The sequence below is a fragment of the Variovorax sp. GW823-FHT02B07 genome, assembly GCF_058797695.1.
The window spans coordinates 273,656-300,180 of record NZ_JBXAJX010000003.1; the positions used below are offsets into that span (position 1 = coordinate 273,656).

Here is a 26,525-nt window from a genome sequence, read left to right on the forward strand (position 1 = left end):
AAGCCGCGCATGTCGCAATCGGGCGCACGCGTTGGCGCGCGCTCCACAGAATCGGAAGGACCACTCCTGCAAGAAGACCCCATGACTACTCAACCTCTGCGCCGCGCGCTCCTGGGCCTGGCCGCCGCTGGTGCCCTGTACGGGCCGACCGCCTCGTGGTCGGCCTCCGATCCGGCCTACCCGGTGAAGCCGATCACCATCATCGTACCCTTCCCCGCCGGCGGCGGAACGGACGTGATCTTCCGTTCGGTGCAGCTGCGGCTGCAGGCTGCGCTCGGTGTGTCGGTCATCATCGACAACCGCTCGGGCGCGGGCGGCACCGTGGGCACGGGCTTCGGCGCGAAGGCGAACCCCGACGGCTACACGCTGGTGGCCAGCACCACGACCACCATCGTCTCGGCCGATGCGGTGTACCCCAAGCTCCCGTACGACCCCCTCAAGGACCTGGTGCCGATCGGCACCATCGGCACCACGCCTTTCGTGCTGGTGGTCACGCCCGCGCTGGCGGCGCGCACGGTGAAGGACTTCGTCGGCTACGCCAAGGCCAACCCGCAGACGCTCAACTACGGCAGCATCGGCAACGGCAGCCTGAGCCACCTGGCGGGCGAACTCTTCAAGCAGCGCACCGGCATCGAGATGACGCACGTGCCCTACCGCGGTGCCGCGCCCGCGCAGGCCGACCTGATGGCAGGCCAGATCCAGGCACTGTTCGACAACCCGCCCGCGCTGCTGGCGCAGGTACGCGGCGGCCGCATGCGGGCGCTGGCCATCAGTGAACCGTCGGCGGGTTTTGCCGACCTGCCGACCTTCGAGGCAGCCGGCATCAAGGACTTCAAGCCGCAGCTCTGGTATGGCCTGATGGCACCGGCCGCCACGCCGCAGCCGGTGGTGCAGCGCCTGCGCGCCGCGCTCGACACCGCGATGAAAGACCCGGCCCTGCGCACCGACATGCTGGCCAAGGGCGTGACGCCGTGGAGCGTGCGGCCCGAGGTGTTCGAGGAACAGATCCGCAACGACATCAAGCTCTGGGGCGGCATTGCGCGCTCGGTCAACGCGAGGGCTGATTGACGATGGCTGCGATTTTTTCTGCGCCCGGTTGCCGGAACATCCGCGTGTTCGTCGGCCCCGATCCATCCGTCGGCGGCAACCCCGCGCCCGTCTGGCTCGATGCCGACGCGCTCTCCACCGCACAGATGCAAGAGCACACCCGGCTCAGCGGCCATGAGTCCGTCTTCGTGCTGAAGCCGATCACACCGGCGCACCGGCTGCGCATGCGCTACTTCGTGCCCAAGCACGAGATGGAAATGTGCGGCCACGCCACGGTCGGCGCGCTGTGGCTGCTGCACCGGCGCGGCGAATGGGACGGTGCGCCCGTCGCGATCGAAACGCTCAGCGGCACCGTCACGGGCCGGCGCGTCGATGGCACGGTGCAGATCAGCCAGCCGCGTGCCACGGTGGAAGAAGTGACGCAACAGCGGCTGGTCGAAGACATCGCGCAGTGCCTGGGCATCGAGATCAGGCAGATCGTGGGGCCGGTGCTCAACGCCACCACCAGCCGGGTCAAGACACTGGTTCGCCTGGCCGACACCGCGCAGCTGCACGCCTTGCGCGTCGACTTCGCACGCGTCGAATCGCTGTGCGAACGTCTCGGGTCCACCGGGCTGTATCCCTATGCCATGTCACGGGACGAGACCGACACGGTCAGCGCACGGCAATTTCCCAAATCTTCCGGCTACCCGGAAGACGCCGCCACGGGCATCGCCGCCGCCGCGCTGGCCTGGGGCCTGCGCCACCTTGGGCTGGTCGGCCACGAGGCGCTGTCGGTGACCGTGCGGCAGGGCGAAGCGATGGGTTCACCTTCCGCGATCCACGTGGGACTGCCATCGGATGCGAACGCGCAGGAAGGCTGCTGGGTCGGCGGCGAGGCCTGCGATGCGCAGCCCGAAGATTTCTTGCTCGACCAGCTGTGCCCACCTGAAGTGGCGCGGGCCAAGCCATCGGGTACTTACGCCACATTCGCGAGGGCCGGCAGTCTGCTGCACACGAGCGGCGTGGTGGCGCGCGAGAACGGCCAAGTGATCACAGGCCGGCTCGAAGGCCCCGACGATGTGGCGCGCGGCCAGCGGGCCGCAGTGGCGGCTGTCGGCGCCCTGCTGCGCGCGGCACAGGACGAGCTCGGCAGCCTCTCGCGCGTCGTGCGCGTCGTGGCACTGAACGGCTACCTCCAGGCTTGCGGCGACTTCAAGGATCACGCCCAGGTGATGGACGCGGTCTCGGCGGCCCTTCAACGGATCTTCCCCGATGCCCCACTGCCGGTTCGCACCACCGTGGGCGTCGCGTCGCTGCCTCGCGGCGGCGTGGTCGAGGTGTCGATGGTGCTCGAGACGCGCGACTAGGCCCTGCCCTTGCCGGCTTTTTCCGCGCACGGCAGCGCGGCGTGCCCGCTCGTCACCACCGCCGAGGTGGCGGGCCGCCTCAGCCCCAGCGCGCCTTCGAGCATCCGCAGGATGGTCTCGCGGGCCAGGTCGAAGTCGGCCGGCTCCAGCGCCTGCTTGCCGAGCAGCATGCGCATCTGCCAGGCGAAGTCGGCGTAGGTCTGCGTCATGGCCCACAGCGTGAACAGCAGGTGCGGCACGGGCAGCGGCGCCACGTCGCCGTTCGCCATCCAGCGGTTCAGCACGGCGGCTTCGGCGCGGAAGGCGGGCACCAGCTTGGCCTCGATGTCGTCGGCGCATTGCGGCGCCTGCGAAATGATTTCCTGCGCGAACAGCCGCGAGCCCGAAGGGTGGTCGTACGAGAACTGCAGCTTCTGCGTGACGTAGCGCTCCAGCGCGGCATGCGGGTCGAGGTCGGCGTCGGCCAGGCTGTTGAGGTTCGACAGCCACGAGTCGAGCACGTCGTTGAACACGCGGCTGTACAGCGCCTTCTTCGAGGGGAAGTAGTACAGCAGGCTCTGCTTGGAGATGCCCGCGTCGGCCGCGATGTCGTCGACCGACACCCCGCCATAGCCGTGCAGGGCAAAGCGCTCCTGCGCCACCGCAAGGATGGCGCTCTCGAGGTTCTGGCGGCGGGCCTGGCGCTTCACGGCGGGAGGACGCGCCGCAGTTCGCAGGGGTGGCGCAGCGCTCATGGGTTCTTCATCCGCGCCAGGAAGCGCACCAGTCGCTCGTCGCCGCAGTGCGCGACGTTGAAGCGATACCAGGCAAAGGGCTGCGGCATGTCGCCGAAATCGGTCGCGGCCGCGAGCGGCAAGCCCTGCTTGCGCGCCTCCTGCAGCACCGCATCGCTCGATGGACGAGGCTCGCTGCCGGGCGGCCAGCCTGCGCAGAGAAAGGGACCGCCATCGGGCACGCACAGCGCCTGCAGGCCCGCGCCGGTCAACAGCGACAGCGTGCGCTCACCGGCGATCTTCAGCGCGGTGTTGAGCTTCTGCAGGAAGCGGGGATAGCCGGCATCGGTCAGCACCTCGCAGGCCACACGCTCTTCGAACTCGCTCGGCCCGAGCGTGGTGTGCAGACAGCGCAAGGCCGCATCGTCGACCCAGCGCTGCGGCAGCAGCACATGTGCAAGCCGCAGCTTGGCCGAGAGCGTGGTCGACACGCCACCGACCTGCGCCACGCGCTGCAGCCCGTCCATCGCGGCAAGGCTGGGCGCCTGCAGCGGCGAGAGCCCGCGCCAGGTGTCGAGCTCGATCACGCGCAGGTCGTGCCGCTCGGCCGCCTGCAGCGCCTGGTGCGCGCCCTGCGGGCTCATGCACACGCCCAGCGGATTGGAAACTGCCGTCGACAGGAACAGCAGGCGCTGGCGGCTTGCCGCAGGCAACATCGCGGCATGGCTGTCGAGCGCGGCGATGTCGAGGCAGCCGCCGCGCCGTGGCACTTCGAGCATGCGACGGCCCAGCGTGCGGATCAGGCTGCGCAGCTGGCGCGGTGCGGGCGACTCGACCAGCACCGCGTCGCCGGGTTCGGTCCAGGCCTGCAGCAAACACATCGTGGCGCCCAGGCTGCCCGCTGCCGTCATGACCTGCTGCGGGCCCAGTGCGGGCAATTCGGCGCGATGGCGCGCGGCGATCAGTTCGCGCAGGCGCGGCAGGCCGAAACCATGTCGCGTGCCGCTGTCCCATTCGGGGGCCGAGCGGGCCACGCGGCGCATGGCTTCGCGCACCAGGTCGTCGCCCCGGTATTCGGCGGGTGGCGGGCGGTCGTGGGCCGTGGCGGTGTCGGTCATGCGCGGCACCGCATCGGCGTCGTCGGTTGCCACGCGCGAAGGCCGGTGCAGCACGTAGTAGCCGCTGCCCGGCCGCGAGGCCAGCACCGAGCGTGCGCGCAAGGCGCTGTACGACTCGGTGACGGTGAAGGTGCTGATGCCCAGCTTGCCGGCCAGCGCGCGCACCGAAGGCATCTTGGTGCCGGGGGCGAGGCGCCCGTCGATGACGCGCAATTCGACGCCCACCACGAGGCGCTGCGCCAGCCCGAGGCCGGGCGCGGCTTCGTCCATGTCGCCCATCAGGCCCTGCATCCAACCGGCACCGGCCTGCGCCGGCTGGCGCAGCGCCGACGCGTTGCTTGAACTCTGCATCACCGGGTCTCCTTGAGAAACGCATGCGGCCTGTCTGGACAGGGTTTGCCCTGGGCAACTGTGCTGGGGAGTGCACCAAACAGCATGGTCGGCAGCGGCAAACACTTTCTCGTGCGCCGCGCCAACTGTGTATGGGCGGCACCCCTCGTTTGCTGAATCATCGCGACATTCGACCACTTGGTCAAACTTCATGAGGGCTCGATCTCTCATGTCGCACACGGTTACCCCACCACGACCTGGAGCTTGAAAGCCCATGAGCAGCACGATGAATCCCGTCGCGCCCAGCGCGCACATTGCCTCCGATGTGCGCGCCGGCCGTCTCGACCCCGCGCAGTACGCCAAGAATTTCTGCGACGCCCACCCGCCGCTGAATGTAGTGCAGGCCAACATCGAGGCCGAGCGCTGCTACTACTGTTTCGACGCGCCCTGCCAGACGGCCTGCCCCACGGGCATCGACATCCCGACCTTCATCCGCCGCATCGCTGACGGCAACCTGCGCGGCGCCGCACGCACCATCCTCGAAGAGAACCCGCTGGGCGGCATGTGCGCCCGCGTGTGCCCGACCGAGGTGCTGTGCGAGCAGGCCTGCGTGCGCAACAGCAACGAGAGCAAGCCCGTCGAAATCGGCCTGCTGCAGCGCCACGCGACCGACGCCTTCTTCGACGCGCCCGGCGCGCCGCTGTTCGTGCGCGCGGCCGACACCGGCAAGCGCATTGCCGTCGTCGGCGCGGGCCCGGCCGGCCTGGCCTGCGCGCACCGCCTCGCGGTGCTGGGCCACCAGGTGACGCTGTTCGACGCGCGCCCCAAGCTCGGCGGCCTGAACGAATACGGCCTGGCCAGCTACAAGACGGTGGACGGCTTCGCGCAGCGCGAGATCGAATGGCTGCTGTCGGTCGGCGGCATCGAGGTGCGCAACAACCAGGCGCTGGGCCGCGAGCTGCACCTGGATGCGCTCGCCGCCGAATACGACGCCGTGTTCCTGGGCCTGGGCCTGGCCGGCGTGAACACGCTGGGCCTGGGCGAGCAGACCGGCGTGCGCGATGCGGTGGACTTCATCGCCGAGCTGCGCCAGGCCGCCTCGCCGGCCGACGTGGCCATCGGACGCCACGTGGTGGTGATCGGCGGCGGCATGACCGCCGTGGACGCGGCCGTGCAGTCGCGCAAGCTCGGCGCGGAAGACGTGAGCATCGTCTACCGGCGCGGCGCGGAAGCCATGGGCGCCTCGGTCGACGAGCAGAGCTGGGCCAAGGAGAACGGCGTGCGCATCATCCACTGGGCCGCACCCAAGGCCCTGCGCGCCAAGGGCGGCGTGCTGCGCGGCATCGACTTCGCACGCACCGCGCTGGTCGACGGCAAGCTGATCGAGACCGGTGAAGCCCTCGCGCTGCAGGCCGACATGGTGCTGTGCGCCATCGGCCAGAGCTTTGTCGCGACCGCGCTGGAAGACAGCGGCGTGCAGCTGCAGGGCGGGCGCATCAGTACCGATGCGGAATGCCGCAGCTCGCTCCCGAAGGTCTGGGCCGGCGGCGACGCGCGCTTCGGCGGGCGCGACCTCACGGTCGAGGCGGTGGAAGACGGCAAGCAGGCCGCGCTGTCCATCGACCGCCACCTGCGCGCCGCCTGACGCGACAGCGCCCTCCCTTCCCTTCACTCCATTCATCCGTGCGCGCCGCGGCGCGACAGGAGCAATTCACATGGCAGACCTGAGCATCGACTTCGTGGGCATCCGCAGCCCCAACCCCTTCTGGCTGGCCTCGGCGCCGCCGACCGACAAGGAGATCAACGTGGTCCGCGCCTTCGAGGCCGGCTGGGGCGGCGTGGTCTGGAAGACCGTGGGCGAAGACCCGAACGTGGTCAACGTGCACGGCCCGCGCTATGCCGTGTCGTATGCGGCCGACCGCCGCGTGACGGGCTTCAACAACATCGAGCTGATTTCCGACCGCCCGCTGCGCACCAACCTGGAAGAGATGACGCGTGTCAAGCGCAACTGGCCCGACCGCGCGCTGGTGGCCTCGATCATGGTGCCCTGCACCGAAGAGGCCTGGAAGAACATCCTGCCCATGGTCGAGGACACCGGCTGCGACGGCATCGAGCTGAACTTCGGCTGCCCGCACGGCATGAGCGAACGCGGCATGGGCGCGGCCGTGGGCCAGGTGCCCGAGTACATCCAGATGGTGGCCGAATGGTGCAAGCACTACTCGAAGCTGCCGGTGATCGTGAAGCTCACGCCCAACGTGGCGGACATCCGGCCCGCCGCGCGCGCCGCGAAGAAAGGCGGCGCCGACGCGGTGAGCCTCATCAACACCATCAACTCGATCATGGGCGTGGACCTGGACGCGATGGCGATGTTTCCGCACACCGACGGCAAGGGCTCGCACGGCGGCTACTGCGGCCCCGGCGCCAAGCCCATCGCGCTGCACATGGTGGCCGAGATCGCGCGCGACCCGCAGACCGCGGGCCTGCCGATCTCGGGCATCGGCGGCGTCTCGACCTGGCGCGATGCGGCCGAGTTCATCGCGCTGGGCAGCGGCTCGGTGCAGGTGTGCACTGCCGCCATGGTCTACGGCTTCAAGATCGTGCAGGACCTGTGCGACGGCCTCTCCAACTTCATGGACCAGAAGGGCTACGCCAACCTGGAACAACTGCGCGGCCGTGCGGTCGGCAGCATCACCGACTGGCAGCAGCTCAACCTGAACCACGTCGACAAGGCGGTGATCCACCAGGACCTGTGCATCCAGTGCGGCCGCTGCCACGTGGTGTGCGAAGACACCTCGCACCAGGCCATCAGCGCCACGAAAGACGGCATGCGCTTCTTCGAGGTGAAGGAAGAAGAGTGCGTCGGCTGCAACCTGTGCGTGTCGATCTGTCCGGTGCCCGGCGCGCTGTCGATGCGCACGCTGAAGGCCGGCGAGACGGATGCGCGCACCGGCCACCCGGTGGTCGGCCACTACGCCAACTGGACCACGCACCCCAACAACCCGATGCGCACCGGCAGCCCCGCCTGAACGGGATATCGAACAAGCGAGTGAGTGAGCAAGTGAATGACCAAGCCCGGCGCAGACCGGGCGGCGGCGGGAGGGGAACGACCACACGGCCAGAAGCACGACACACGTGCAGGAGAAAACCCACATGACGACCCCACAGCACGGCGGCGCACCCGCCGCAAACCTCTGGAACGAGGACCTGGCGCCCACCACGCTGGCGCAGCGAACGTGGCGCTGGTACCACTTCGCCGCGCTCTGGGTGGGCATGGTGATGTGCATCCCCGCCTACATGCTGGCGGCCAGCCTCATCGAAGGCGGCATGTCGTGGGGGCAGGCGGTGCTGACCGTGTTCCTCGGCAACGCCATCGTGCTGGTGCCGATGCTGCTCATCGGCCACGCGGGCGCGAAGTACGGCATTCCGTATGCGGTGATGGCGCGCGCCTCGTTCGGCACGCGCGGGGCGCGGCTCCCCGCCTTGCTGCGCGCCATCGTGGCCTGCGGCTGGTACGGCATCCAGACCTGGTTCGGCGGCCAGATGATCTACACGCTGGTCGGCGTGCTCATGGGCCAGCCGCTGGGCGGCGACAAGCTGCCGATGCTCGGCATCAATGGCGCGCAGCTGGTGTGCTTCCTGATCTTCTGGGCCATACAGCTGTACTTCGTGGTGCACGGCATCGAGTCGATCCGCCGTCTCGAAACCTACACCGCGCCGCTGAAGATCATCGTGTGCATCGCCCTGCTCTACTGGGCCGTGCAGCGCGCGGGCGGCCTGGGCCCGATCTTCGACCAGCCTTCGCAGTTCGAGGCCGGCGGCAAGAAGGCCGGCATGTTCTGGGCCGTGTTCTGGCCGTCGCTCACGGCCATGGTGGGCTTCTGGGCCACGCTGGCATTGAACATTCCCGACTTCACGCGCTTCTCGCGTTCGCAGCGCGACCAGGTGGTGGGCCAGGTCATCGGCCTGCCCGCGCCCATGGGCTTGCTCGCGATGATGGCCGTGATGGTCACCTCGGCCACCGTGGTCATCTACGGCAAGGCGCTGTGGGACCCGGTGGACCTGGCCAGCCGCATGACCGGCGCCGCGGTGCTGCTCGCGCTCATCATCCTGCTGATCGACACGGTGAGCGTGAACCTGGCGGCCAACCTCGTGGGCCCGGCCTACGACTTCTCGGCGCTGAACCCGAAGAAGATCTCGTACCGCACGGGCGGCTACATCACGGCCGGCATCGCCATCGTGATGATGCCGTGGAAGGTGCTGGAGACCACGCAGGGCTACATCTTCACCTGGCTCATCGGCTACTCGGCGCTGCTGGGGCCGGTGGCGGGCATCCTGATCGCCGACTACTACCTCATCCGCCGCAAGGAGCTGGACGTCGATGCGCTCTACCGCGAGAACGGCGCGTACAGCTACGGCAATGGCTGGAACATGGCGGCCGTCATCGCCTTCGTGGTCGGCGTGCTGCCCAACATCCCGGGCTTTCTGAACGCGGCCTTTCCGTCGGCCGTGCCGTCGATGCCCGAGTTCTTCAAGACGATCTACACCTACGCCTGGTTCGTCGGCGTGGTGCTGTCGGCCGTGGTCTACATGGGGCTGATGAAGGCGCGCGCGCCGCAGCTTCAGGGCCTGGCCCCACCCCTCAAGAACCCCAGCTGAAGCAAGAAAGAAAAGGAACCCACGCCATGACCGTTCTCATTCGCGGTGGCACGGTGGTCAACGCCGATGCCGAGCACCGTGCCGACGTGCTCTGCCAGGGGGACAAGATCCTCCAGGTCGGCACCGACCTGCAGGTGCCGGCGGGCGCCGAAGTCGTCGATGCCGGCGGCGCCTACGTGATGCCCGGCGGCATCGACCCGCACACCCACATGCAGCTGCCCTTCATGGGGACGGTCGCGGCCGACGACTTCTTCAGCGGCACGGCGGCCGGTCTGGCCGGAGGCACCACCAGCATCATCGACTTCGTGATTCCCGACCCGCAGCAGTCGCTGATGGACGCGTTTCGCATGTGGCGCGGCTGGGCCGAGAAATCCGCCGGCGACTACAGCTTTCATGTGGCCGTGACCTGGTGGAACGACAGCGTGCACAAGGACATGGGCACGCTGGTGCAAGAGCACGGCGTGAACAGCTTCAAGCACTTCATGGCCTACAAGAACGCGATCATGGCCGACGACGAGATCCTGGTGAAGAGCTTCCAGCGCTCGCTGGAACTCGGCGCCATGCCCACGGTGCATGCGGAGAACGGCGAGCTGGTCGCGATGCTTCAGCAGCAGTTGCTGGCACAGGGCATTCGCGGCCCCGAGGGGCATCCGCTGTCACGCCCGCCGATGGTCGAGGCCGAGGCCGCCAACCGCGCCATTGCCATCGCCGAGGTGCTGGGCGTGCCGATCTACGTGGTGCACGTGTCGTGCGGCGAAGCGCTCGACGCCATCACCCGCGCCCGCGCGCGCGGCCAGCGCGTGTACGGCGAAGTGCTGGCTGGCCACCTCGTGGTCGACGAGAGCGCCTACCGCGACCCCGACTTTGCGCGCGCTGCCGCCCACGTGATGAGCCCGCCCTTCCGCTCGCGCGAGAACCAGGCCATGCTGTGGCGCGGCCTGCAGGGCGGCAACCTGCACACCACGGCCACCGACCACTGCACCTTCTGCGCCGAGCAGAAGGCGGCCGGCCGCAACGACTTCACGAAGATTCCCAACGGCTGCGGCGGCGTCGAAGAACGCATGGCCGTGCTGTGGGACGCGGGCGTCAACGCCGGCCGGCTCACGCCCTCTGAGTTCGTGCGCGTCACCTCCACCAACGCAGCACAGCTGTTCAACCTGTACCCGCGCAAGGGCGTGATCCAGCCCGGGGCCGACGCCGACATCGTGGTGTGGGACCCGAAGGCGACCAAGACGCTGTCGGTGAAGACGCAGCACTCCAAGAGCGACTTCAACATCTTCGAAGGCCGCCAGGTGACCGGCGTGCCCAGGCACACCGTGAGCGCAGGCCGCTGGGTCTGGCGCGACGGCGACCTGCGCGCCGAGCCAGGCACCGGCCGCTACCTCAAGCGCCCGCCCTTCGCGCCGATGTTCACCGCGCTCGAACGTTTCAAGCAGCAGCACGCGCCCACGGCCGTGGCGCGCTGAACCCCCAAGGAGTCATACATGAATGCAGCAGTGGACACGCAGGTGCTGACGATCAACGGCGAGCGCCTGTGGAACTCGCTGATGGAACTGGCGCGCATCGGCGCCACCCCCAAGGGCGGCGTCAAGCGGCTGGCGCTGACCGACCTCGACAAGCAGGGCCGCGACCTCGTGGTGTTGTGGGGCAAGGAAGCGGGGCTGAGCATCACCGTCGACAAGATCGGCAACGTCTTCATGCGCCGCGAAGGCAGCAACCCCGCGCTGCCGCCCATCGTGTCGGGCAGCCACATCGACACGCAGCCCACCGGCGGCAAGTTCGACGGCAACTACGGCGTGCTGTCGGCGCTGGAGGTGGTGCGCACGCTGAACGACCAGGGCATCCGCACCGAGGCGCCCATCGAGGTCGCGTTCTGGACGAACGAGGAAGGCTCGCGCTTCGTGCCGGTGATGATGGGCTCGGGCGTCTTCTGCGGCGCCTTCAGCCTGGAGCACGCCTACGCCGCGAAAGACACCGAGGGCAAGACGGTGCGCGAAGAGCTGGCGCGCATCGGCTACATCGGCGACCAGACGCCGGGCGACCACCCCATCGGCGCCTACTTCGAGGCGCACATCGAACAGGGGCCGGTGCTGGAAGATGCGGACAAGGTCATCGGCGTGGTGCCGGCGGTGCTCGGCCTCTCGTGGTACGACTGCGTCGTCACCGGCATGGAGGCGCATGCGGGCCCCACGCCGATGCACCTGCGCCGCGACGCACTGCAGGTGGCCACGCGGATCATGCAGGAGGTGGTGGCCATCGGGCTGCGCTACCCGCCCTACGGGCGCGGCACGGTCGGCATGGTGCAGGTGCACCCGAACAGCCGCAACGTGATTCCGGGCGAGGTGAAGTTCTCGATCGACCTGCGCAACGTGAGCGGCGAACTGCTCGACCGCATGCACGGCGAGATCCTCGCCTTCGTCGAACGCACGGGGCGCGAGACCGGGTTGGGCGTGACGATCGAGCGTGTGTCGTACTTTCCACCCTGCCCGTTTCACCCCGATTGCGTGGAGGCGGTGCGCCGCGCGACCGAACGGCTCGGCTACTCGACCATGGACGTGGTGTCGGGCGCGGGCCACGACGCGATCTATGCCGCGCGGCTCGCACCGGCCGGCATGATCTTCGTGCCCTGCAAGGACGGCATCAGCCACAACGAGATCGAGGACGCGCAGCCCGACCATCTGACGGCCGGCTGCAACGTCTTGCTGCACGCGATGCTGGAGCGCGCGAAGCGCGTCGACTGACGCCTTCGCGGCTGCGGCGCTGCCGTTACTGGTACGCCGCCAGCTCCTGCTTCGCGATCGCGTTGCGGTGCACCTCGTCGGGTCCGTCGGCCACGCGCAGGTGGCGCTCGTAGGCGTAGAAGTGCGTGAGCAGCGTGTCCTGGCTCAGGCCCATCGCGCCGAAGGCCTGCATGGCCCAGTCGATCACCTTCACGCAGTTGTTGGGCGTGAGCACCTTGATCATCGCGATTTCCTTCGCGGCGACCTTGTTGCCCACGGTGTCCATGCGGTAGGCCGCATTCAGCACCATCCAGCGCGACTGCTCGATCAGCATGCGCGACTCGGCAATGCGCTCGCGCCACACGCCCTGCTCCGACAGCGGCTTGTGGAAGGCGACACGCGATACCAGGCGCTGGCACATCATCTCCAGCGCGGCTTCGGCCATGCCGATGGCGCGCATGCAGTGGTGGATGCGGCCGGGGCCGAGGCGGCCTTGTGCAATCTCGAAGCCGCGACCCTCGCCCAGCAGGATGTTCTCGACCGGCACGCGCACGTTGTCGAACACGATCTCGGGATGGCCAAAGGGCGGGTCGTACATGCCCAGCAGCTGCATGTCGCGCACGATGGTGATGCCGGGCGTGTTCTTGGGCACGAGCACCATCGACTGCTGCTTGTGGCGGTCGGCGTTGTCGGGGTCCGTCTTGCCCATCAGCACGAAGATCTCGCAGCGCTCGTTCATGGCGCCGGTGATGTACCACTTGCGCCCGTTGATGACGTACTCGTCGCCCTCGCGGCGGATGCTGCAGCGGATGTTGGTGGCGTCGCTCGAGGCCACCTCGGGCTCGGTCATGGCAAACGACGAGCGGATCTCGCCGGCCAGCAACGGCGTGAGCCAGCGTTCCTGCTGCGCCTTCGTGCCGTAGCGCGCCAGCACTTCCATGTTGCCGGTGTCGGGCGCGGAGCAGTTGAAAATTTCCGCGCACCAGTAGCGCCGGCCCATGATCTCGCACAGCGGCGCGTACTCGACGTTGCTCAGGCCCGGGCCGTGTTCCGACTCGGGCAGGAACAGGTTCCACAGGCCGCGCTCGCGCGCCTTGGCCTTGAGGCCGGCCATCATCGGCAGCTCGGCGTAGGGCCGGCCGGCGCGGGCGTTGGCGGCCAGCTCTTCCTCGCGGCGCTTCTCGTTCGGGTAGACGTGCTCGTCCATGAACTTGAGCAGCTCGGCGCGCAGCGCGAGCACCCGGGGCGTGAATTCGAATTGCATGTCGTCTCGTCCTTCTTCCAATGTGCGGTCGAAGATACGTCGCGATGCGGATCGGGACGGTCGTTCGCGCGACAGCACGAACGCCGCCCTGGGCAGGTCAACGTGGCGTGGGCAACGCGGTCGCCAGTGCGGCCAGCGCCGCCACCACCTTCTGCACCGACTGCGCAGCGCGCGCGTCCTTCAGCGCGCCGTCGGCATCGAAGGCCTCGTTCGCGCGCCCGAGCGCGAACTGCTGCGGCGCCACCAGCATGGCGAAGGCCATCTGCAGGTACTGGCGCAGGAAGTTCATCGAGCGCAGCGCGCCCAGCGGGCCGGGCGAGGCCGACAGCAGCGCGGCCGGCTTGTTGGCCGTGGCGGCCAGCCCGCCCGCATGACCCTCGCCAGGCGGAATGCGCGAGAGCCAGCTGAAGGCGTTGATGACCAGCGGCGTGGGAAAGCCGTTGTACTCGGGCGTGACGATCAGCACGCCGTCGCTCGCCGCGATGGCGCTGCGCAGTTCGTGCGCGCCGGCCGGCACGCCCGAGGCGGCCTCGAGGTCGCCGTCGTACACGGGCAGCGCCAGCGCGCGCAGGTCCATCTCCGTCACCTGCAGGCCCGCCGCGCGCGCGGTGGCCGCGGCCACGGCCGCCAGCCGGCGGTTGAGCGAGCCGTCGCGGGCGCTGCCGGGAATGATCAGGATGCGGGGACTGTCCATGCGGGGCTCCTTGCCGTGCGTTGAAATGAGGAAAGCCGCGCCGCAGGTTTCGCGTGCGGCGCGGCGTTCGTCAGTGTCGCATCGGAGATGCGTTCAGGTGGATCAAGCGCGCTGCGAATCCAGCTGCTCGCTGTTCGTCACGACCTCCTGCGCCTTCATGTAGCTCTCGATGAGCAGCTGGTAGGGCGGGAACACGGCGCTGTAGGCCTCGGCCCATTGCGCGGCGTCGTCGCGGTGCCAGGTCTTCTGCACTTCGGAGCACACGCCCGCGGTGTCGATCGGCACCACGCCGGCCTGCACCACGCGCGCCAGCGTGATCTCCTGCGCCATCTTCGAGTAGGTGCCCGAGGCGTCGATCACCGCGAACACGCGGTAGCCCTCGTGCACCGCCGCGATGCTCGGGAAGGCCATGCACACGCTGGTGATGGTGCCGGCGATGATCAGCGTGCCGCGCCCGGTGGCCTTCACTGCCGCCACGAACTCGGGGTTGTCCCAGGCGTTGATCTCGCCCTTGCGCGCCACGTACTGCGCATGCGGCGCGTACTTGTGCACTTCCGGAATCAGCGGCCCGTTGGGACCCTGCGGCACCGAGGCGGTGGTGATGACCGGGATCTTCGCCAACGTCGCGACCTTGGCCAGCGTGGTGACGTTGGAGCGCAGCTCGGTCATCGGCATGTCCTTCACGGTCTGGAACAGCCCGCTCTGGTGGTCGATGAGCAGCATCACGGCGTCGTCGGGGTCGATGACGGGCTTGGCGCCGTTGAAGTTGGCGACGGTGTTCGGTGTGGTCATGGGGTGCTCACTTTCCCTGGGTCAGCTGCGTGTAGCTGGTGATGAGGTTGCGGTAGTCGGGGATGTGGTTGGAGAACAGCGTCCCCAGGCCCTCGATGTCGTTGCGCCAGTCGCGGTGCAGCTCGCAGGCCACGCCGAACCAGGACATCAGCTGCGCGCCGGCGGCCGACATGCGGTCCCACGCGGCCTGGCGCGTCACGTCGTTGAAGGTGCCCGACGCATCGGTGACCACGAACACCTCGAAGCCCTCGGCCAGCGCCGACAGCGCCGGGAAGGCCACGCAGACCTCGGTGACGACGCCGGCGATCAAAAGCTGCTTCTTGCCCGTGGCCTTCACGGCCTTGACGAAGTCCTCGTTGTCCCAGGCGTTGATCTGGCCGGGGCGCGGGATGTAGGGCGCGTCGGGGAACTGGGCCTTCAGCTCGGGCACCAGCGGGCCGTTGGGGCCGTTCTCGAAGCTGGTGGTCAGCACCGTGGGCAGCTTGAAATAGCTGGCGATGTCGGCCAGGGCCAGCACGTTGTTCTTGAACTTGTCGGGGTCGATGTCGCGCACCAGCGAGAGCAGGCCGGTCTGGTGGTCGACCAGCAGCACGGCGACATCGTTCTTGTCGAGACGGGTGTAAGGCTTGGACATGAGAGGCTTCCTTTGCGAGGTTGAATGCCGGGGAAAAATGGCCCCCGATGCATGTCCGTCAGCGTAAAAGCGCACCCGAAAGTCCGGTAGTCGGCGAAATTTGCCTGCAGCGTTCCACCCGATGGACGATGGCAACACCCGTGCGCGCAGGTCGGATGAATTCGCGCCCGCCGGAGCCGATCCGTGGCGGCGGGTAAAATACCCCTACATGTCCCGCTGGTTTGCCGCTACCGTCCTCGCTTTCATGCTGTCCTGCTACGGCTTCGCCGTGCTCGCGCACGGGCTGGTCGGCGGCCACCATGTGACCTCGTCGTCCGGCGAACGCCAGACCGTCGCGACGCTCGCCGCCTCGCTGGCCGATGGCGGCGACAAGGACATCGGCAAGACATCGTCCGAAGACCCGTCCGCCATGGACGAAGCGGGCTCCGAGCACGCCGAACTGGTCGATGCGCGTCCCCACGCGCGCAACCTGCTGGTGCTGTCCGCGCAACCGCCGCGGCTGGGCTCCACCTCGGTGCTCTCGCCGCTGCTCGACCGGCCCAAGCGGCCACCCCGGCCCCACGCCCTCCTCGCCGCCTGAGGCCGCGCGGCGGCGAGCGAACGCCTGAGGACTGTTGCAGTCCGGGCGTTTGCGCTCATCCGATCCGGCCCGTCGCCTGTTTAGCGCGACGCCCCTGCCCCTTCTTTTCAGCCGTTCGACGGCCCCGCCGCACGTGTCATGCGACCCGTCCGGCCCTCTCTCTTTTTTCAGGATTTTTCGATGAACTCCAGCCAATCGGCCTACCCCTCCAGCTTCGGCGCACCGTTGGCCTCGGTCCAGGAACGCAACCGCGTTCTGCGCAACACCTACTGGCTGCTCGCGCTGTCGATGGTGCCCACCGTGCTGGGCGCCTGGCTCGGCGTGGCCACCGGCCTCACGCGCGCCATGTCGCCGGGCATCGGCATCATGGTGTTCCTCGGCGGCGCCTTCGGCTTCATGTACGCCATCGAGAAGACCAAGAACTCCGCCGCCGGCGTGCCCGTGCTGCTGGCCTTCACCTTCTTCATGGGCCTGATGCTGTCGCGCCTGGTCGGCAGCGTGCTCGGCCTGGCCAACGGCGCCAGCCTGGTCATGACCGCCTTCGCCGGCACCGGCGGCATCTTCCTGGGCATGGCCATGCTCTCGACGGTCATCAAGCGCGACATCTCGGCCATGGGCAAGTGGCTCTTCGTGGGCGCCATCGGCCTGCTCGTGGTGGGCATCGCCAACGTCTTCATCCAGTCGAGCGCGCTGATGATGACGCTGTCGGTCGCCGCCATCGGCATCTTCTCGGCCTTCATCCTGCACGACCTGAAGCGCGTGAAGGACGGCCTCGAGACCAACTACATCTCGGCCACGCTGGGCGTGTACCTGAGCCTCTACAACGTGTTCCAGTCGCTGCTGGCCCTGCTGGGCATCGCCGGCGGCCGCGACGAGTAAGCGCACACAGAACGACAAGCAAGGAAGGAAACACCATGCGCCTCACCACCAAGGGCCGCTTCGCGGTCACCGCGATGATCGACATCGCCCTGCACGGCCGCTCGGGCCCCGTCACGCTGGCCTCGATCAGCCTGCGCCAGCAGGTCTCGCTGTCGTACCTGGAACTGCTGTTCGCCAAGCTGCGCCGCAACGGGCTGGTCGAATCCACCCGTGGCCCCGGCGGCGGCTACTCGCTCAGCCGCAAGGCCACGGAGATCACGGTGGCCGACATCGTGCTCACCATCGAAGACCTGGGCGCCAGCAAGATCCGCCCGCGCGCCGCCGGCTCGGCCGACGAACCCGGCCGCTGCGAGATCGACGACCTGTGGGCCTCCGTGAACCTGCGCGCCGTCGAGTTCCTGCGCTCGATCTCGCTGCAGAGCCTGGTCGACGAACAGAAGGCCAAGGGCGTGCAACCCGCCACCAGCGCGGCCGCGCGCCGCACCACGGCCGTGGTCGGCTCGCCGGTGCGCAAGCCCTTCGTGGTCGACGCGCCGAACTCGGTGTTCGCCCTGGGCCGGCGCCACAGCACGAGCAGCTGACGGCGATCGGCGCGGCCGCTGCGCCGCGCCTTGAAAGACCGGGCCCCGCGACCTAGACTTGGCAGTGAGGGCACCCGCGGTGCCGGGGGCCAAGGAGCCTGCCATGTACAAGCGTGTTCTCGTCGCAACCGACGGCTCTTCGCTGTCGGACAAGGCGGTGGCCGCGGCCATCGATCTCGCGTTGCTGACCGGCGCCGAGCTGGTGAGCGTCAACGTCGCGCACATTCAGCCCTATGGCTACTTCGAAGGCTCGATGCTGCTGAACCAGACGGATTTCGAGGCCAACCAGAAACACGTCGAGCAGGCGGCCCAGCGCGTGGCCGATGCGGTGCGCGACACCGCCCTGGCCAAGGGCGTGCGCCGCGCCGACGCGGTGGTCATGAAGTCGAACCAGGTGGCCGAAGCCATCATCCACGCTGCCAAGAACCAGGACTGCGACCTGATCGTGATGGCCTCGCACGGGCGCCGCAGCCTGGCCCGGCTGCTGCTGGGCAGCGAGACGCTGCACGTGCTGACGCATTCGCACATTCCGGTGCTGGTGCTGCGCTGAACTGAACGAATAAGGCACCGCGCGCGCGGTGCGCGGGGGTTATCGTGTGGCGGCCGACTCGACGGTCTCGACGACCGTGCGACCGGCCGGCGGGCACGACGGCCCGGCATCGCGGCCGAAGCAGCGCGCGGCCTGCGTGCGCGCCTGGGCTTCCTGCGCGTGGCGCGCCTGCGCGGCATCGACCTGGTAGTCGAGCAGCCACTTCATGAGCAACAGCATCGCGATCACCAGCCCGAGCGCCACACCCAGCAGGGTCGTGCGCCAGTTGCGCGGTCGCGCCGCCGACGGCGCGCGGGCCGGGGGGCTGCTCTCCATCGCGGTGAAGCCCGCAAGGCTGCGGGACGCACCACCGTCATGGATGCGGCGGCGGGGTGGTTCGGGGGTCGCGGAACGCGCGGACACCGAGGTCTGCGCGCGCTTCACGCGCGGCGCATGGGCAGTGTCCGAAGGCAGGTGGCGGGCAGGCATGACGGGGGCGATTATGAACGCCTTGCGCCCCCGGTCCGTGCGTCAGGCACCGACGCCGAACGCTGCGTGGTACCGCACGTCGCCAACCGGCCACGCGCCGTGGAACGACACGGCCTGAAAGTATTCCGGCGGAACGCCCGGCAACACCAGCCCGGGCCGCACGACGAAGCCGAAGCGGCCATAGAAGGCCGGGTCGCCCAGCAGCACGCAGCCCTGCGCGCCAGCGTCGCGCAGGCCCGCCAGCGCCGCGTCCATCATCAGCCGGCCGATGCCCTGCCCCTGGCGCGCGGGCGCCACCGAGATCGGCCCCAGGCCATGCCAGCCGGCCGTGCCGTCGGAAATTGCCACAGGCGACAGCGCGACATGGCCGACGATCTCGCCGCCGTCTTCGACCACGAGCGACAGCGTGAGCTGGCCGGCCGCGCGCAAAGCGTCGACGATGAGGTGTTCGGTGCCGTCGGCATGCGGTGCCTCGGCAAACGCCGCCACCGTCAGTTGCCGGATCGCGGCCTCGTCGCCCGGTTGCTCAGGGCGCACCGTCGGCCCCGCCTGCGCCCGCCGCGCGGCCTCCACCTTCTTCTGCGTGTCGGCATCCACCAGCGCCCGCATGGCGCGAAACAGCGGCCGGCTGCCGGTGTGCTTCTGGCCGTAGCCGAGGTTGAATTCGTAGTCGAAGTCCGGCGGGTTCGCGCCCTGGTTGTGCTGCAGCAGGGTCTCGAGCTTGTCGAGCGCCTTCACCGCCTGCGCTTCGGGCGTCTCGGCTTTCTCGTACTCGTCCCACAGCGCCAGGATGCCGGCGCGCAGCGGCGCGTCGAGCGTGCGCGTGAGCACCTGCAGGTCTTCGCGCTCCTGCGCGCTCTTGTCGGGATGCGCGCCCTGTTCGATGGCGGGGATGTCGCCATGGATCGCCTCGCCCAGGTCGTGCACCACGCACATCTTCAGCACCTTGAGCAGGTCCAGGTCGGCCAGCTCGTCCTCGAAGGCCATGGCCATGAGGCACAGGCGCCAGCTGTGCTCGGCCGTGCTCTCGGTGCGGCCCGAGGCCGTGTGCGCGCTGCGCAGCACGCTCTTGAGGCGCTCGGCCTCGCGAAGGAAGTCCAGCCTTCCCCTGATCTGATCGATGTCCATCTCGCCGTCTCGTTGGTCCTGAATGAGTTCAGGCCGAGCCTAAGCGATCCGGACACAGGCCGTCGTTACAGCGCCGGCCCCAGCCCGATCGGCGCGGGCACCGCGTTGACGATGCGCGTGAAGAGCGACGCATACACCTCGTCGGGCGCGGGATGGTTGGAGAACAGGTCGCGGTTCTCGCCGAAGGCCGCGTCGAGCTCGCGCCAGTCGTCGGCGCTGAGCACGCGCTCGGCCAGCGGCAGGATCTCGCGTTCCTCGTGCGCCATGTGCTCCAGGTAGAAGCTCACGTACTCGTTCATCGCCTGCTCGAAGGCCAGGCGGCGCGGCTCGCCGAGCATCTCGAAGGCGAGCAGCGCGTGCTCGACATGGCGGATCTTGCGCTCGCCCCAGGCATGGTCGTTGTCCAGCTTGTCCATCAGGTCGCGCGAGATCGGCGTGCACGCGCGCAGCCGGGGAAAGAGCAGCTCGGTCTCCTTCGGGTGGTGGCGCTTCTCGGGAAACTCGTCCACGTAGAACAGCATCGCGCGCAGCGTCGCGAAGTCGGGCATCGTGCCCTTGCGGCGGTGCTGGTCGAGCAGCATCACGATGGAACGCAGCATGGCCGCCAGTGCGGCGTGCTCCTGGCGAATGATCCGGACGGCGGCATGTGTCATGGCGGGGTCTCCTTCTTTCGAAGGCCCCAAGGGTCGCAAGTCCGACGCGGCCCAGGCTTGTTCCAGATCAAGGCCCGTGCACGCAGCCAGGCACAGACTGGCATGGCATCTCCTCTTTCTCATCAACGCACCCTGGAGGTTCCACACCATGTACCAACGCATCCTGGTTCCCGTCGACGGCAGTTCCACCTCCGCCGAAGGCCTGGCCGAAGCCATCCGCCTGGCCCGGCTCACCGGTGGCCGCCTGCGCATCGTCCACATCCTCGATGAGCTCTCGTTCGCGCTCGGCATGGACGTCTACGTCGGCCATTCGGGCGACTGGCTCGGGGCGCTGCGCGCCAACGCCGTGACGCTGCTCGAGAAGGCCCGCGCCCAGGCGCAGGAAGCGGGCGTCGAGGCCGAGGTCGTGCTGCGCGACGGCTTCAAGGCCGGCGCGGTCCACGACCAGGTGGTGACCGAAGCCGTCGATTCGAAGGCCGACCTGATCGTGCTCGGCACGCACGGGCGGCGCGGCCTGAGCCGCTGGGCCATGGGCAGCAGCGCGGAACACATCCTGCGGGTGGCGCCCGTGCCGGTGCTGCTGATCCGCGCGCCCGAAGCCGCGGCGAAGGTGGAGTCCGAGCGCTTCAGCCTGCCGGACGGGCTGGTCGCGAACCAGTAGGCCGGCCGCCCGCCGCCGGTTTGACGGGGCCCGGCACCGCGCCCAGAATGGCCTGCTCCGCTCGCGGCTTCTTTCGCGCAAGAGCCGCCCGCCCGTTCCCCGTTTCAAGGAGCAGCGTCATGAGCTCACCCCAGCACATCCGGCAGTCCATGGACACCCTCGCGAGCCACTTCGCGACGCATCCGCAGGACGCCCTGACCCAGGACAAGCCGGCCACGGCCACGCTGGTGTCGGGCCTGCACTTTCGCGTGACCGGGCCCACGGGGGAATCCATCGTGACCGACATGCCCAAGGCCATCGGAGGCCACGCTGAAGCGCCATCCCCCGGCTGGTTCATGCGCGCCGCCCTGGCCAGTTGCGAAACGACCGTGATCGCCATGCGGGCGGCGCAGCTCGGCATCGCGTTGACGACGCTCGAAGTGGTCGTCGGCAGCCAGTCGGACAGCCGCGGCCTGCTCGGCGATCCGGCCTCCGTGCCCGCCGGCCCCAGCCGCATGCACGTCGCGGTGCGGATCGCCGCGGAGGGCGTGCCGGAGCAGGCGTTGCGCGACCTGGTGCACTGGGCCGAGGTTCACTCCCCGGTGGGCAGCGCGCTGCGCCGGGCCGTGCCGCTCGATGTGGCGGTGCAGGTCGGGCCGGCCTGACGGCACCGGCGAAGGCCGTCCTCAGGCGTAGGAACGCAGTCGCACCGCAAAGGCCGCCAGCGGCGCGATGCCGCTGGCTTCGGCGCGCTCGCACCAGTCCTGCAGCCGCTTCACGAGCTGTTCGCCGGTGGCGCCCGAGCGGCTCCACAGCGCGGTCAGCTCGCGCCGCATGGCGTACATCGTTTCCAGCGCCTGCGAAGCCACCAGCGCTTGCGTGAGCTGCGCATGGCGCGTGGCGTCGAGCGCTTTTTCTTCCTTGCCGAGCCAGGGCCGCGCGGCGCGCAGCGCGCGGGCCTTGTTGGGCGCGAGCGCATGCACCCGCGCCAGCTCCTCGGTGCAGGCCTGCTTCAGCGAGCGCGAGTAGTTCGACAGCACGTCGTAGTGGTGCCGGATCACCGCCTGCACCGTGAGCAGGTCGACGGTGGCGCGCGGCGCCGTGAGGCGCGGCTTCGGCGCGAGGTGCTTCACCTTCGCCAGCCCCAGCGCCTGCAGCGCGCGGATGTAGACCCAGCCGATGTCGAACTCGAACCACTTGTTCGACAGCTTGGCCGAGGTCGGGAACGCGTGGTGGTTGTTGTGCAGCTCCTCGCCGCCGATCAGCAGGCCGATGGGGAAGATGTTCGTGCTCGCGTCCGCCGCGGGCCAGTTGCGGTAGCCCCAGAAGTGGCCGATGCCGTTGACCACGCCGGCGGCCCAGAACGGAATCCACGCGATCTGCACGAGCAGCACCAGCGCGCCCGGCAGCACGCCGAACAGCGCCATGTCGATCAGGCCCATGCAGGTGATGCCCAGCGTCTGGTAGCGCGTGTACAGGCGCCGCTCGAGCCAGTCGTCGGGCGTGCCGTGGCCGTAGCGGCTCAGCGTCTCGGGGTTGCGCGCCTCGGCCACGTACAGCAGCACGCCGCCCCACAGCACGCGCTTCAGGCCCACCACCTGCGGGCTGTGCGGGTCGTCGGGCGTGTCGCACTTGGCGTGGTGCTTGCGGTGCACCGCGGCCCATTGCTTGGTGACCATGCCCGTCGTCATCCAGAGCCAGAAGCGGAAGCAGTGGCTGGCAATGGGATGCAGGTCGAGCGCGCGGTGCGCCTGGTGGCGGTGCAGGAAGATGGTGACCGAGGCGATGGTGACGTGCGTCAGCGCCAGCGCGGCCAGCAGCACGCCCCACCACGGGAGATCGAGCGCGCCCGAGAAAAGAAAAGATGCCATTCGTTCGTACCTTCTGGACCCTGTGGACAACGGGCGCGATTCTCGGAAGCGTCCCGCCCGCGGGCCTTGCGCCAGATCAACGGCGGGCGCTGCCGCTGCCGCTGCCGCGCCTTGCGTGCTACGCTTCCCGGCTCCCTGCGCCCTTCCCCGTGGCGCCGGCGTTTTTTCTCCCAGCCCCCGCATGACTTCTGCCCCCCACATCGCGGTGCTCGACGACGAGGTCGACATCACGCTGCTGCTGGCCAACTACCTCCAGGGCCACGGCTACCGCGTCACCCAGATCCACGACGGCGCGGCGCTGCGCTCGCTCATGGCCGCCGACCCGGCCGACCTCGTGCTGCTGGACCTCGGCCTGCCCGGTGAAGACGGTTTTTCCATCGCCCGCCACATGCGCGAGAACTGGCGCTGCGGCCTCGTGATCGTCACCGGCCGCGGCGACCCGGTGGACAAGGTGGTGGGCCTCGAAGTGGGCGCCGACGACTACGTGACCAAGCCCTTCGACCTGCGCGAGCTGGCGGCGCGCGTCAAGGCCGTGCTGCGGCGCCTGACGCCCGACGCGTCGGCCGCCGCCGCCGCGCCCACGCCGCCCGAGCGCCTGCGCTTCGCCGGCTGGCGCCTGGACACCGCCGCGCGCAGCCTCAGCAACGCGCAGGGCGAGGCCGTGGCGCTGACCACCGGCGAGTTCGACCTGCTGTGCGCCTTCGCGCGGCACCCGGGCCGCGTGCTCTCGCGCGACTTCCTGCTCGAGCAGACGCGCGGTCGCGAAGCCGCCCCCTTCGACCGCACGATCGACGTGCAGGTCGGCCGGCTGCGCAAGAAGATCGAGGCCAACGCCGACGATCCGCAGCTCATCAAGTCGGTGCGCGGCGCGGGCTACATCCTGGTGCCGCCAGTCACCCATGGCTGACGGCAACGCACCCTCGATTCCCGGCCTGCCCTCGGGCGTCGAGGAAGGCAGCGTGTTCCGCTCGCTGTTCGCCGCGTATCCCGATTCGCTGCTGGTGGTCGACCAGTCGGGCCGCATCGTGCTGGCCAACCCCTCGGCCGCCGCCATGCTCGGCTACGCGGCCGACGAGCTCGTGGGCCTGAGCGTGGAAGCGCTGGTGCCCGACAGCATCCGCCCGCGCCACGCGGCGTTCCGCGAAGCCTACGGCCGCGCGCCGCGCCCGCGCCCGATGGGCACCGACATGGAGCTCGTCGCCAAGCGCAAGGACGGCAGCGAGGTGATGGTCGAGATCGCGCTGAGCCCGCTGCAGAACCAGGGCCTGCCCTTCGTGGTGGCCGCGATCCGCGACATCGGCGCCTACCCGCGCGTGAAGCAGGCGCTGCAGCGCGCGCGCTACAGCGAACACCTGGCCCAACTGGGCCGCCTGGCGGTCGACACGCGCGACCTGCAGGTGGTGCTGGCGCAGGTGCCCGAGATCGTCGCGACCGCATTGCAGGTCGAGGTCGCCATGGTGTGGCTGCTCGACGGCAGCCAGCGCGAGTTCCGCCTGGCCAGCGGCGTGGGCCTGGTCGCCGACGAGAGCGTGGGCCTGCGCATCGCCAACCGGCCCGACACGCAGCCCGGCTATGTGCTCTCGCAAGGCTGCCCCGTCGTCGTCACGGACTATCGCGAGGAGCGCCGCTTCACCGTGCCGCCCGCCTACCTCGAGGCCGGACTGGTCAGCGCGCTGGCCGTGCCGCTGTCCGACCGGGGCCGCGTGACCGGCATGCTGTCGGTGCGCGCCACCGCCGCGCGGCGCTTCGGCGACGAGGAGATCCGTTTTCTCGAATCGGTGGCCAGCCTGCTGGCCACCAGCCTGCAGCGCGTGCAGACCGAGGAGGCGCTGAACCACGCGCAGCGCCTGGAGAGCGTGGGCCAGCTCACCGGCGGCATCGCGCACGACTTCAACAACCTGCTGACCATCATCCAGGGCAACCTGCAGGTACTCGAAGAGCTGCCGCAGCTCGCGGCCGACGGCTACGCGCAGCAACTGGTGGCCGCCGCCGCGCGCGCCAGCCGGCGCGGCGCCGAACTCACGGGCAAGCTGCTGGCCTTTTCGCGGCGCCAGATGCTGCAGCCCGACGCGGTCGACGTGCGGCAGATGCTGCACTCGCTCACCGACATGCTGCGCCGCACGCTCGACCAGCGCATCCAGATCGAGATCGATGCCGACGACCCCTGCCCCGCCGTGCGCGCCGACCCGGGCCAGCTCGAATCGGCGCTGCTGAACATCGCCATCAACGCGCGCGACGCCATGCCCGAGGGCGGGCGCCTGCACTTTCGCGCCGAAGCCTGCGACGCCCTGCCCGCCACCGTGCGCCAGGAACTGAGCGACGCCGACGCCGGCCGCCGCTTTGTCGCGCTCTCCATCGCCGACAGCGGCACCGGCATGACCGACGCGGTCATGGAGCACCTCTTCGAGCCCTTCTTCACCACCAAGGAAGCCGGGCGCGGCACCGGCCTGGGCCTGAGCACGGTGTACGGCTTCGTGAAGCAGTCGCGCGGCGCCATCGCCATCGACAGCAAGCTCAACGCCGGCACCACCGTGACGCTCTACCTGCCGCAGGTCGAGGCCGAGGTGGCGAGCGTTGCAACACCTGCCGATGAGGACCCGATAGAAGTTGAAGCCGAGGCCACGCTGGCCCCGGGCCTGCGCGTGATGCTGGTCGAAGACGACGCCGAGGTTCGCCAGGTGGTCCACACCTTCCTGACCACGCTGGGCTGCGAGGTCGCGACCGCCGCCAATGCCGAACAAGCGTTGCCCGCCATGGCGGCCGAGGCCACGCCCTTCGACCTGCTGCTGAGCGACATCGCGCTCGGCCCCGGCATGCGCGGCACGCGGCTGGCCGCCGAGGCGGTGCAACGCCAACCGCGGCTCGCGGTGCTGCTGATGTCGGGCTTCTCGGCCGAGCTGCTCGACGCCGACCGCGAAGCGCCCCCGGCCTGGGAGCTGCTGCGCAAGCCCTACTCGCGCAGCGAACTCGCGCGGGCGATGGCGCGCGCGCTGCTCAACGTCGCTTCTTACTGAAGCATCGCGGGCGCCGGCGCCAGGCAGCGCTGCACGAAGGCCGAGAGCGCGCTCACGTCGGGAATCTGCACCTCGCGCCGCCCCTTGGTGGCAAAGCCGATGACCTTGTCGCGCGCCAGCCGCGAGAGCGCGCGGCTCACGCTTTCGAGCGTCATGCCCAGGTAGTTGCCGATCTCGGCGCGCGTCATGCGCAGCGTGATCTCGTCGGTGCGCATGCCGCGGTCGGCCAGCGACTCGGCCCAGTAGCGCAGGAAGTCGGCCACGCGCGCGTCGGCCGGCAAGGTGCACACCGACATCAGCGAATCGCGGTCGTGCGCGATCTCGCGGCTCATCGCGGCATGCAGCATCTGCAGCAGCGCGGGGTGCGTGGTGCAGGCGGCCAGCAGCGATTCGTAAGGCACGACCCAGACCTCGCCGGTGTCCATGGCCACCGCGTCGCACACGTAGCGCTGGCCCGCGATGCCGTCGAAGCCGAGCCAGTCGCCGCGAAACTTCAGGCCCACCACCTGCTCGCGCCCATCGGCCGAGAGGTTCACGATCTTGAAGAAGCCCGAGTTCAGGATGTAGAGGTTGCCGAAGCGTTCGCCGGCCTGGTAGATCACGTCGCCCGTGTGCACCATGCGGCGCTGCGGTTGCAGCTGCTCGGCCAGCAGGCGCAGGCGCTCGGCCGTGCGGCGGCCCGCGTCTTCCTTCTGTACCGTCGGAAGGGGCCGAAGCGGCAGGATGGGGTTGGGGCGGGCACTCGTGAGCATGGGGATTCCTCGGCGTTCTGTCTGTCTTGTGTGGCGTTGCCTGCGATCAGGCGATGTCTCGATGCTAGGAAGCGCGAGGCCCCGCAGTGACA

General features: G+C 69.3%; 26 protein-coding genes and 1 pseudogene. 15 read left to right on the forward strand and 12 right to left on the reverse strand.

The genetic code is table 11. From position 1 onward, the window contains the following. The first annotated feature begins 81 nt into the window (after nt 1–81). Nucleotides 82–1,068, forward strand: coding sequence for a Bug family tripartite tricarboxylate transporter substrate binding protein (locus AC1RGU_RS19040; protein WP_492697373.1), 987 nt, complete (start codon nt 82–84; stop codon nt 1,066–1,068). A 2-nt stretch (nt 1,069–1,070) separates the two neighbouring features. Beyond that, complete coding sequence (locus AC1RGU_RS19045) at nt 1,071–2,396, forward strand: PhzF family phenazine biosynthesis isomerase (protein WP_492697375.1); 1,326 nt, start codon at nt 1,071–1,073, stop codon at nt 2,394–2,396. Here the strand turns inward: AC1RGU_RS19045 and AC1RGU_RS19050 are convergent. Next, nucleotides 2,393–3,130: a TetR family transcriptional regulator C-terminal domain-containing protein gene (locus tag AC1RGU_RS19050; protein ID WP_492697377.1), complete on the reverse strand. Its 738-nt coding sequence runs from the start codon at nt 3,128–3,130 to the stop codon at nt 2,393–2,395. The genes AC1RGU_RS19045 and AC1RGU_RS19050 overlap by 4 nt on opposite strands. After that, entirely contained in the window at nt 3,127–4,578 is a 1,452-nt protein-coding gene (locus tag AC1RGU_RS19055) for an aminotransferase-like domain-containing protein (protein ID WP_492697378.1), read from the reverse strand. The genes AC1RGU_RS19050 and AC1RGU_RS19055 overlap by 4 nt, the downstream gene beginning before the upstream one ends. Nucleotides 4,579–4,831: 253 nt before the next feature. Between AC1RGU_RS19055 and AC1RGU_RS19060 the strand changes: the two genes are divergently transcribed. From AC1RGU_RS19060 to AC1RGU_RS19080, 5 genes are all read left to right on the forward strand, one after another. Next, entirely contained in the window at nt 4,832–6,202 is a 1,371-nt protein-coding gene (locus AC1RGU_RS19060; protein ID WP_492697380.1) for an NAD(P)-dependent oxidoreductase, read from the forward strand. A 70-nt stretch (nt 6,203–6,272) separates the two neighbouring features. Next, nucleotides 6,273–7,583: an NAD-dependent dihydropyrimidine dehydrogenase subunit PreA gene (preA, locus tag AC1RGU_RS19065; RefSeq protein ID WP_062479945.1), complete on the forward strand. Its 1,311-nt coding sequence runs from the start codon at nt 6,273–6,275 to the stop codon at nt 7,581–7,583. Between the two features lie 124 nt (nt 7,584–7,707). Next, the gene (locus AC1RGU_RS19070) at nt 7,708–9,213 is read left to right on the forward strand and encodes an NCS1 family nucleobase:cation symporter-1 (RefSeq protein WP_492697382.1); all 1,506 of its coding nucleotides are present in this window, start codon (nt 7,708–7,710) and stop codon (nt 9,211–9,213) included. A gap of 26 nt (nt 9,214–9,239) precedes the next feature. Then, entirely contained in the window at nt 9,240–10,679 is a 1,440-nt protein-coding gene (hydA, locus tag AC1RGU_RS19075; protein ID WP_492697384.1) for a dihydropyrimidinase, read from the forward strand. Nucleotides 10,680–10,697: 18 nt separating this feature from the next. Beyond that, a complete protein-coding gene (locus tag AC1RGU_RS19080) occupies nt 10,698–11,954 on the forward strand; it encodes a Zn-dependent hydrolase (RefSeq protein WP_492697386.1) in 1,257 nt (418 codons plus the stop codon). Nucleotides 11,955–11,979: 25 nt separating this feature from the next. On the opposite strand, the gene AC1RGU_RS19085 is transcribed toward AC1RGU_RS19080, so the two are convergent. The 4 genes from AC1RGU_RS19085 to ycaC form a co-directional block, all read right to left on the reverse strand. After that, entirely contained in the window at nt 11,980–13,197 is a 1,218-nt protein-coding gene (locus tag AC1RGU_RS19085; protein WP_070062107.1) for an acyl-CoA dehydrogenase family protein, read from the reverse strand. A 97-nt stretch (nt 13,198–13,294) separates the two neighbouring features. Further along, a complete protein-coding gene (locus AC1RGU_RS19090) occupies nt 13,295–13,891 on the reverse strand; it encodes an NADPH-dependent FMN reductase (RefSeq protein WP_492684730.1) in 597 nt (198 codons plus the stop codon). Between the two features lie 102 nt (nt 13,892–13,993). Continuing rightward, complete coding sequence (locus AC1RGU_RS19095) at nt 13,994–14,683, reverse strand: isochorismatase family protein (protein WP_062479955.1); 690 nt, start codon at nt 14,681–14,683, stop codon at nt 13,994–13,996. Between the two features lie 7 nt (nt 14,684–14,690). Continuing rightward, nucleotides 14,691–15,317: an isochorismate family cysteine hydrolase YcaC gene (ycaC, locus tag AC1RGU_RS19100; RefSeq protein ID WP_492697387.1), complete on the reverse strand. Its 627-nt coding sequence runs from the start codon at nt 15,315–15,317 to the stop codon at nt 14,691–14,693. 244 nt (nt 15,318–15,561) lie between these two features. Between ycaC and AC1RGU_RS19105 the strand changes: the two genes are divergently transcribed. The 4 genes from AC1RGU_RS19105 to AC1RGU_RS19120 all read left to right on the forward strand — a co-directional run bounded on the left by AC1RGU_RS19105 (nt 15,562) and on the right by AC1RGU_RS19120 (nt 17,907). Then, on the forward strand, nt 15,562–15,897 hold the full coding sequence (locus AC1RGU_RS19105; RefSeq protein ID WP_062479977.1) for a hypothetical protein: 336 nt from the start codon (nt 15,562–15,564) through the stop codon (nt 15,895–15,897). Nucleotides 15,898–16,077: 180 nt separating this feature from the next. Beyond that, nucleotides 16,078–16,776, forward strand: coding sequence for a Bax inhibitor-1/YccA family protein (locus AC1RGU_RS19110; protein ID WP_153282342.1), 699 nt, complete (start codon nt 16,078–16,080; stop codon nt 16,774–16,776). 35 nt (nt 16,777–16,811) lie between these two features. After that, nucleotides 16,812–17,357 (forward strand): Rrf2 family transcriptional regulator, encoded by a 546-nt coding sequence (locus AC1RGU_RS19115; protein WP_307694935.1) that lies wholly within the window; start codon nt 16,812–16,814, stop codon nt 17,355–17,357. 103 nt (nt 17,358–17,460) lie between these two features. After that, nucleotides 17,461–17,907, forward strand: coding sequence for a universal stress protein (locus tag AC1RGU_RS19120; protein WP_062479963.1), 447 nt, complete (start codon nt 17,461–17,463; stop codon nt 17,905–17,907). A gap of 39 nt (nt 17,908–17,946) precedes the next feature. Here AC1RGU_RS19120 and AC1RGU_RS19125 read toward each other — a convergent pair whose 3' ends face one another. The 4 genes and pseudogenes from AC1RGU_RS19125 to AC1RGU_RS19140 form a co-directional block, all read right to left on the reverse strand. Continuing rightward, entirely contained in the window at nt 17,947–18,375 is a 429-nt protein-coding gene (locus AC1RGU_RS19125) for a hypothetical protein (protein WP_070062104.1), read from the reverse strand. A 42-nt stretch (nt 18,376–18,417) separates the two neighbouring features. Beyond that, entirely contained in the window at nt 18,418–18,912 is a 495-nt protein-coding gene (locus tag AC1RGU_RS19130) for a GNAT family N-acetyltransferase (RefSeq protein ID WP_492697736.1), read from the reverse strand. A gap of 24 nt (nt 18,913–18,936) precedes the next feature. Then, nucleotides 18,937–19,503, reverse strand: a pseudogene (locus AC1RGU_RS19135) (HD domain-containing protein); the annotation flags it as partial. 65 nt (nt 19,504–19,568) lie between these two features. Further along, a complete protein-coding gene (locus AC1RGU_RS19140; protein ID WP_159273080.1) occupies nt 19,569–20,156 on the reverse strand; it encodes a hemerythrin domain-containing protein in 588 nt (195 codons plus the stop codon). Between the two features lie 148 nt (nt 20,157–20,304). On the opposite strand from AC1RGU_RS19140, the gene AC1RGU_RS19145 reads away from it, so the two are divergent. Then, complete coding sequence (locus tag AC1RGU_RS19145) at nt 20,305–20,817, forward strand: universal stress protein (protein WP_070062102.1); 513 nt, start codon at nt 20,305–20,307, stop codon at nt 20,815–20,817. A gap of 119 nt (nt 20,818–20,936) precedes the next feature. Continuing rightward, a complete protein-coding gene (locus AC1RGU_RS19150; RefSeq protein ID WP_492697389.1) occupies nt 20,937–21,461 on the forward strand; it encodes an OsmC family protein in 525 nt (174 codons plus the stop codon). A 21-nt stretch (nt 21,462–21,482) separates the two neighbouring features. On the opposite strand, the gene AC1RGU_RS19155 is transcribed toward AC1RGU_RS19150, so the two are convergent. Next, complete coding sequence (locus AC1RGU_RS19155; protein ID WP_492697390.1) at nt 21,483–22,667, reverse strand: DesA family fatty acid desaturase; 1,185 nt, start codon at nt 22,665–22,667, stop codon at nt 21,483–21,485. Between the two features lie 181 nt (nt 22,668–22,848). Between AC1RGU_RS19155 and AC1RGU_RS19160 the strand changes: the two genes are divergently transcribed. Both AC1RGU_RS19160 and AC1RGU_RS19165 read left to right on the forward strand, forming a co-directional pair. Then, nucleotides 22,849–23,574: a winged helix-turn-helix domain-containing protein gene (locus tag AC1RGU_RS19160; protein WP_070062099.1), complete on the forward strand. Its 726-nt coding sequence runs from the start codon at nt 22,849–22,851 to the stop codon at nt 23,572–23,574. After that, the gene (locus tag AC1RGU_RS19165) at nt 23,567–25,681 is read left to right on the forward strand and encodes a PAS domain S-box protein (RefSeq protein ID WP_492697392.1); all 2,115 of its coding nucleotides are present in this window, start codon (nt 23,567–23,569) and stop codon (nt 25,679–25,681) included. The genes AC1RGU_RS19160 and AC1RGU_RS19165 overlap by 8 nt, the downstream gene beginning before the upstream one ends. Here the strand turns inward: AC1RGU_RS19165 and AC1RGU_RS19170 are convergent. After that, nucleotides 25,675–26,433 (reverse strand): Crp/Fnr family transcriptional regulator, encoded by a 759-nt coding sequence (locus AC1RGU_RS19170; protein WP_260685050.1) that lies wholly within the window; start codon nt 26,431–26,433, stop codon nt 25,675–25,677. The two genes, AC1RGU_RS19165 and AC1RGU_RS19170, sit on opposite strands and share 7 nt — an antisense overlap. Between the last annotated feature and the right edge of the window lie 92 nt (nt 26,434–26,525).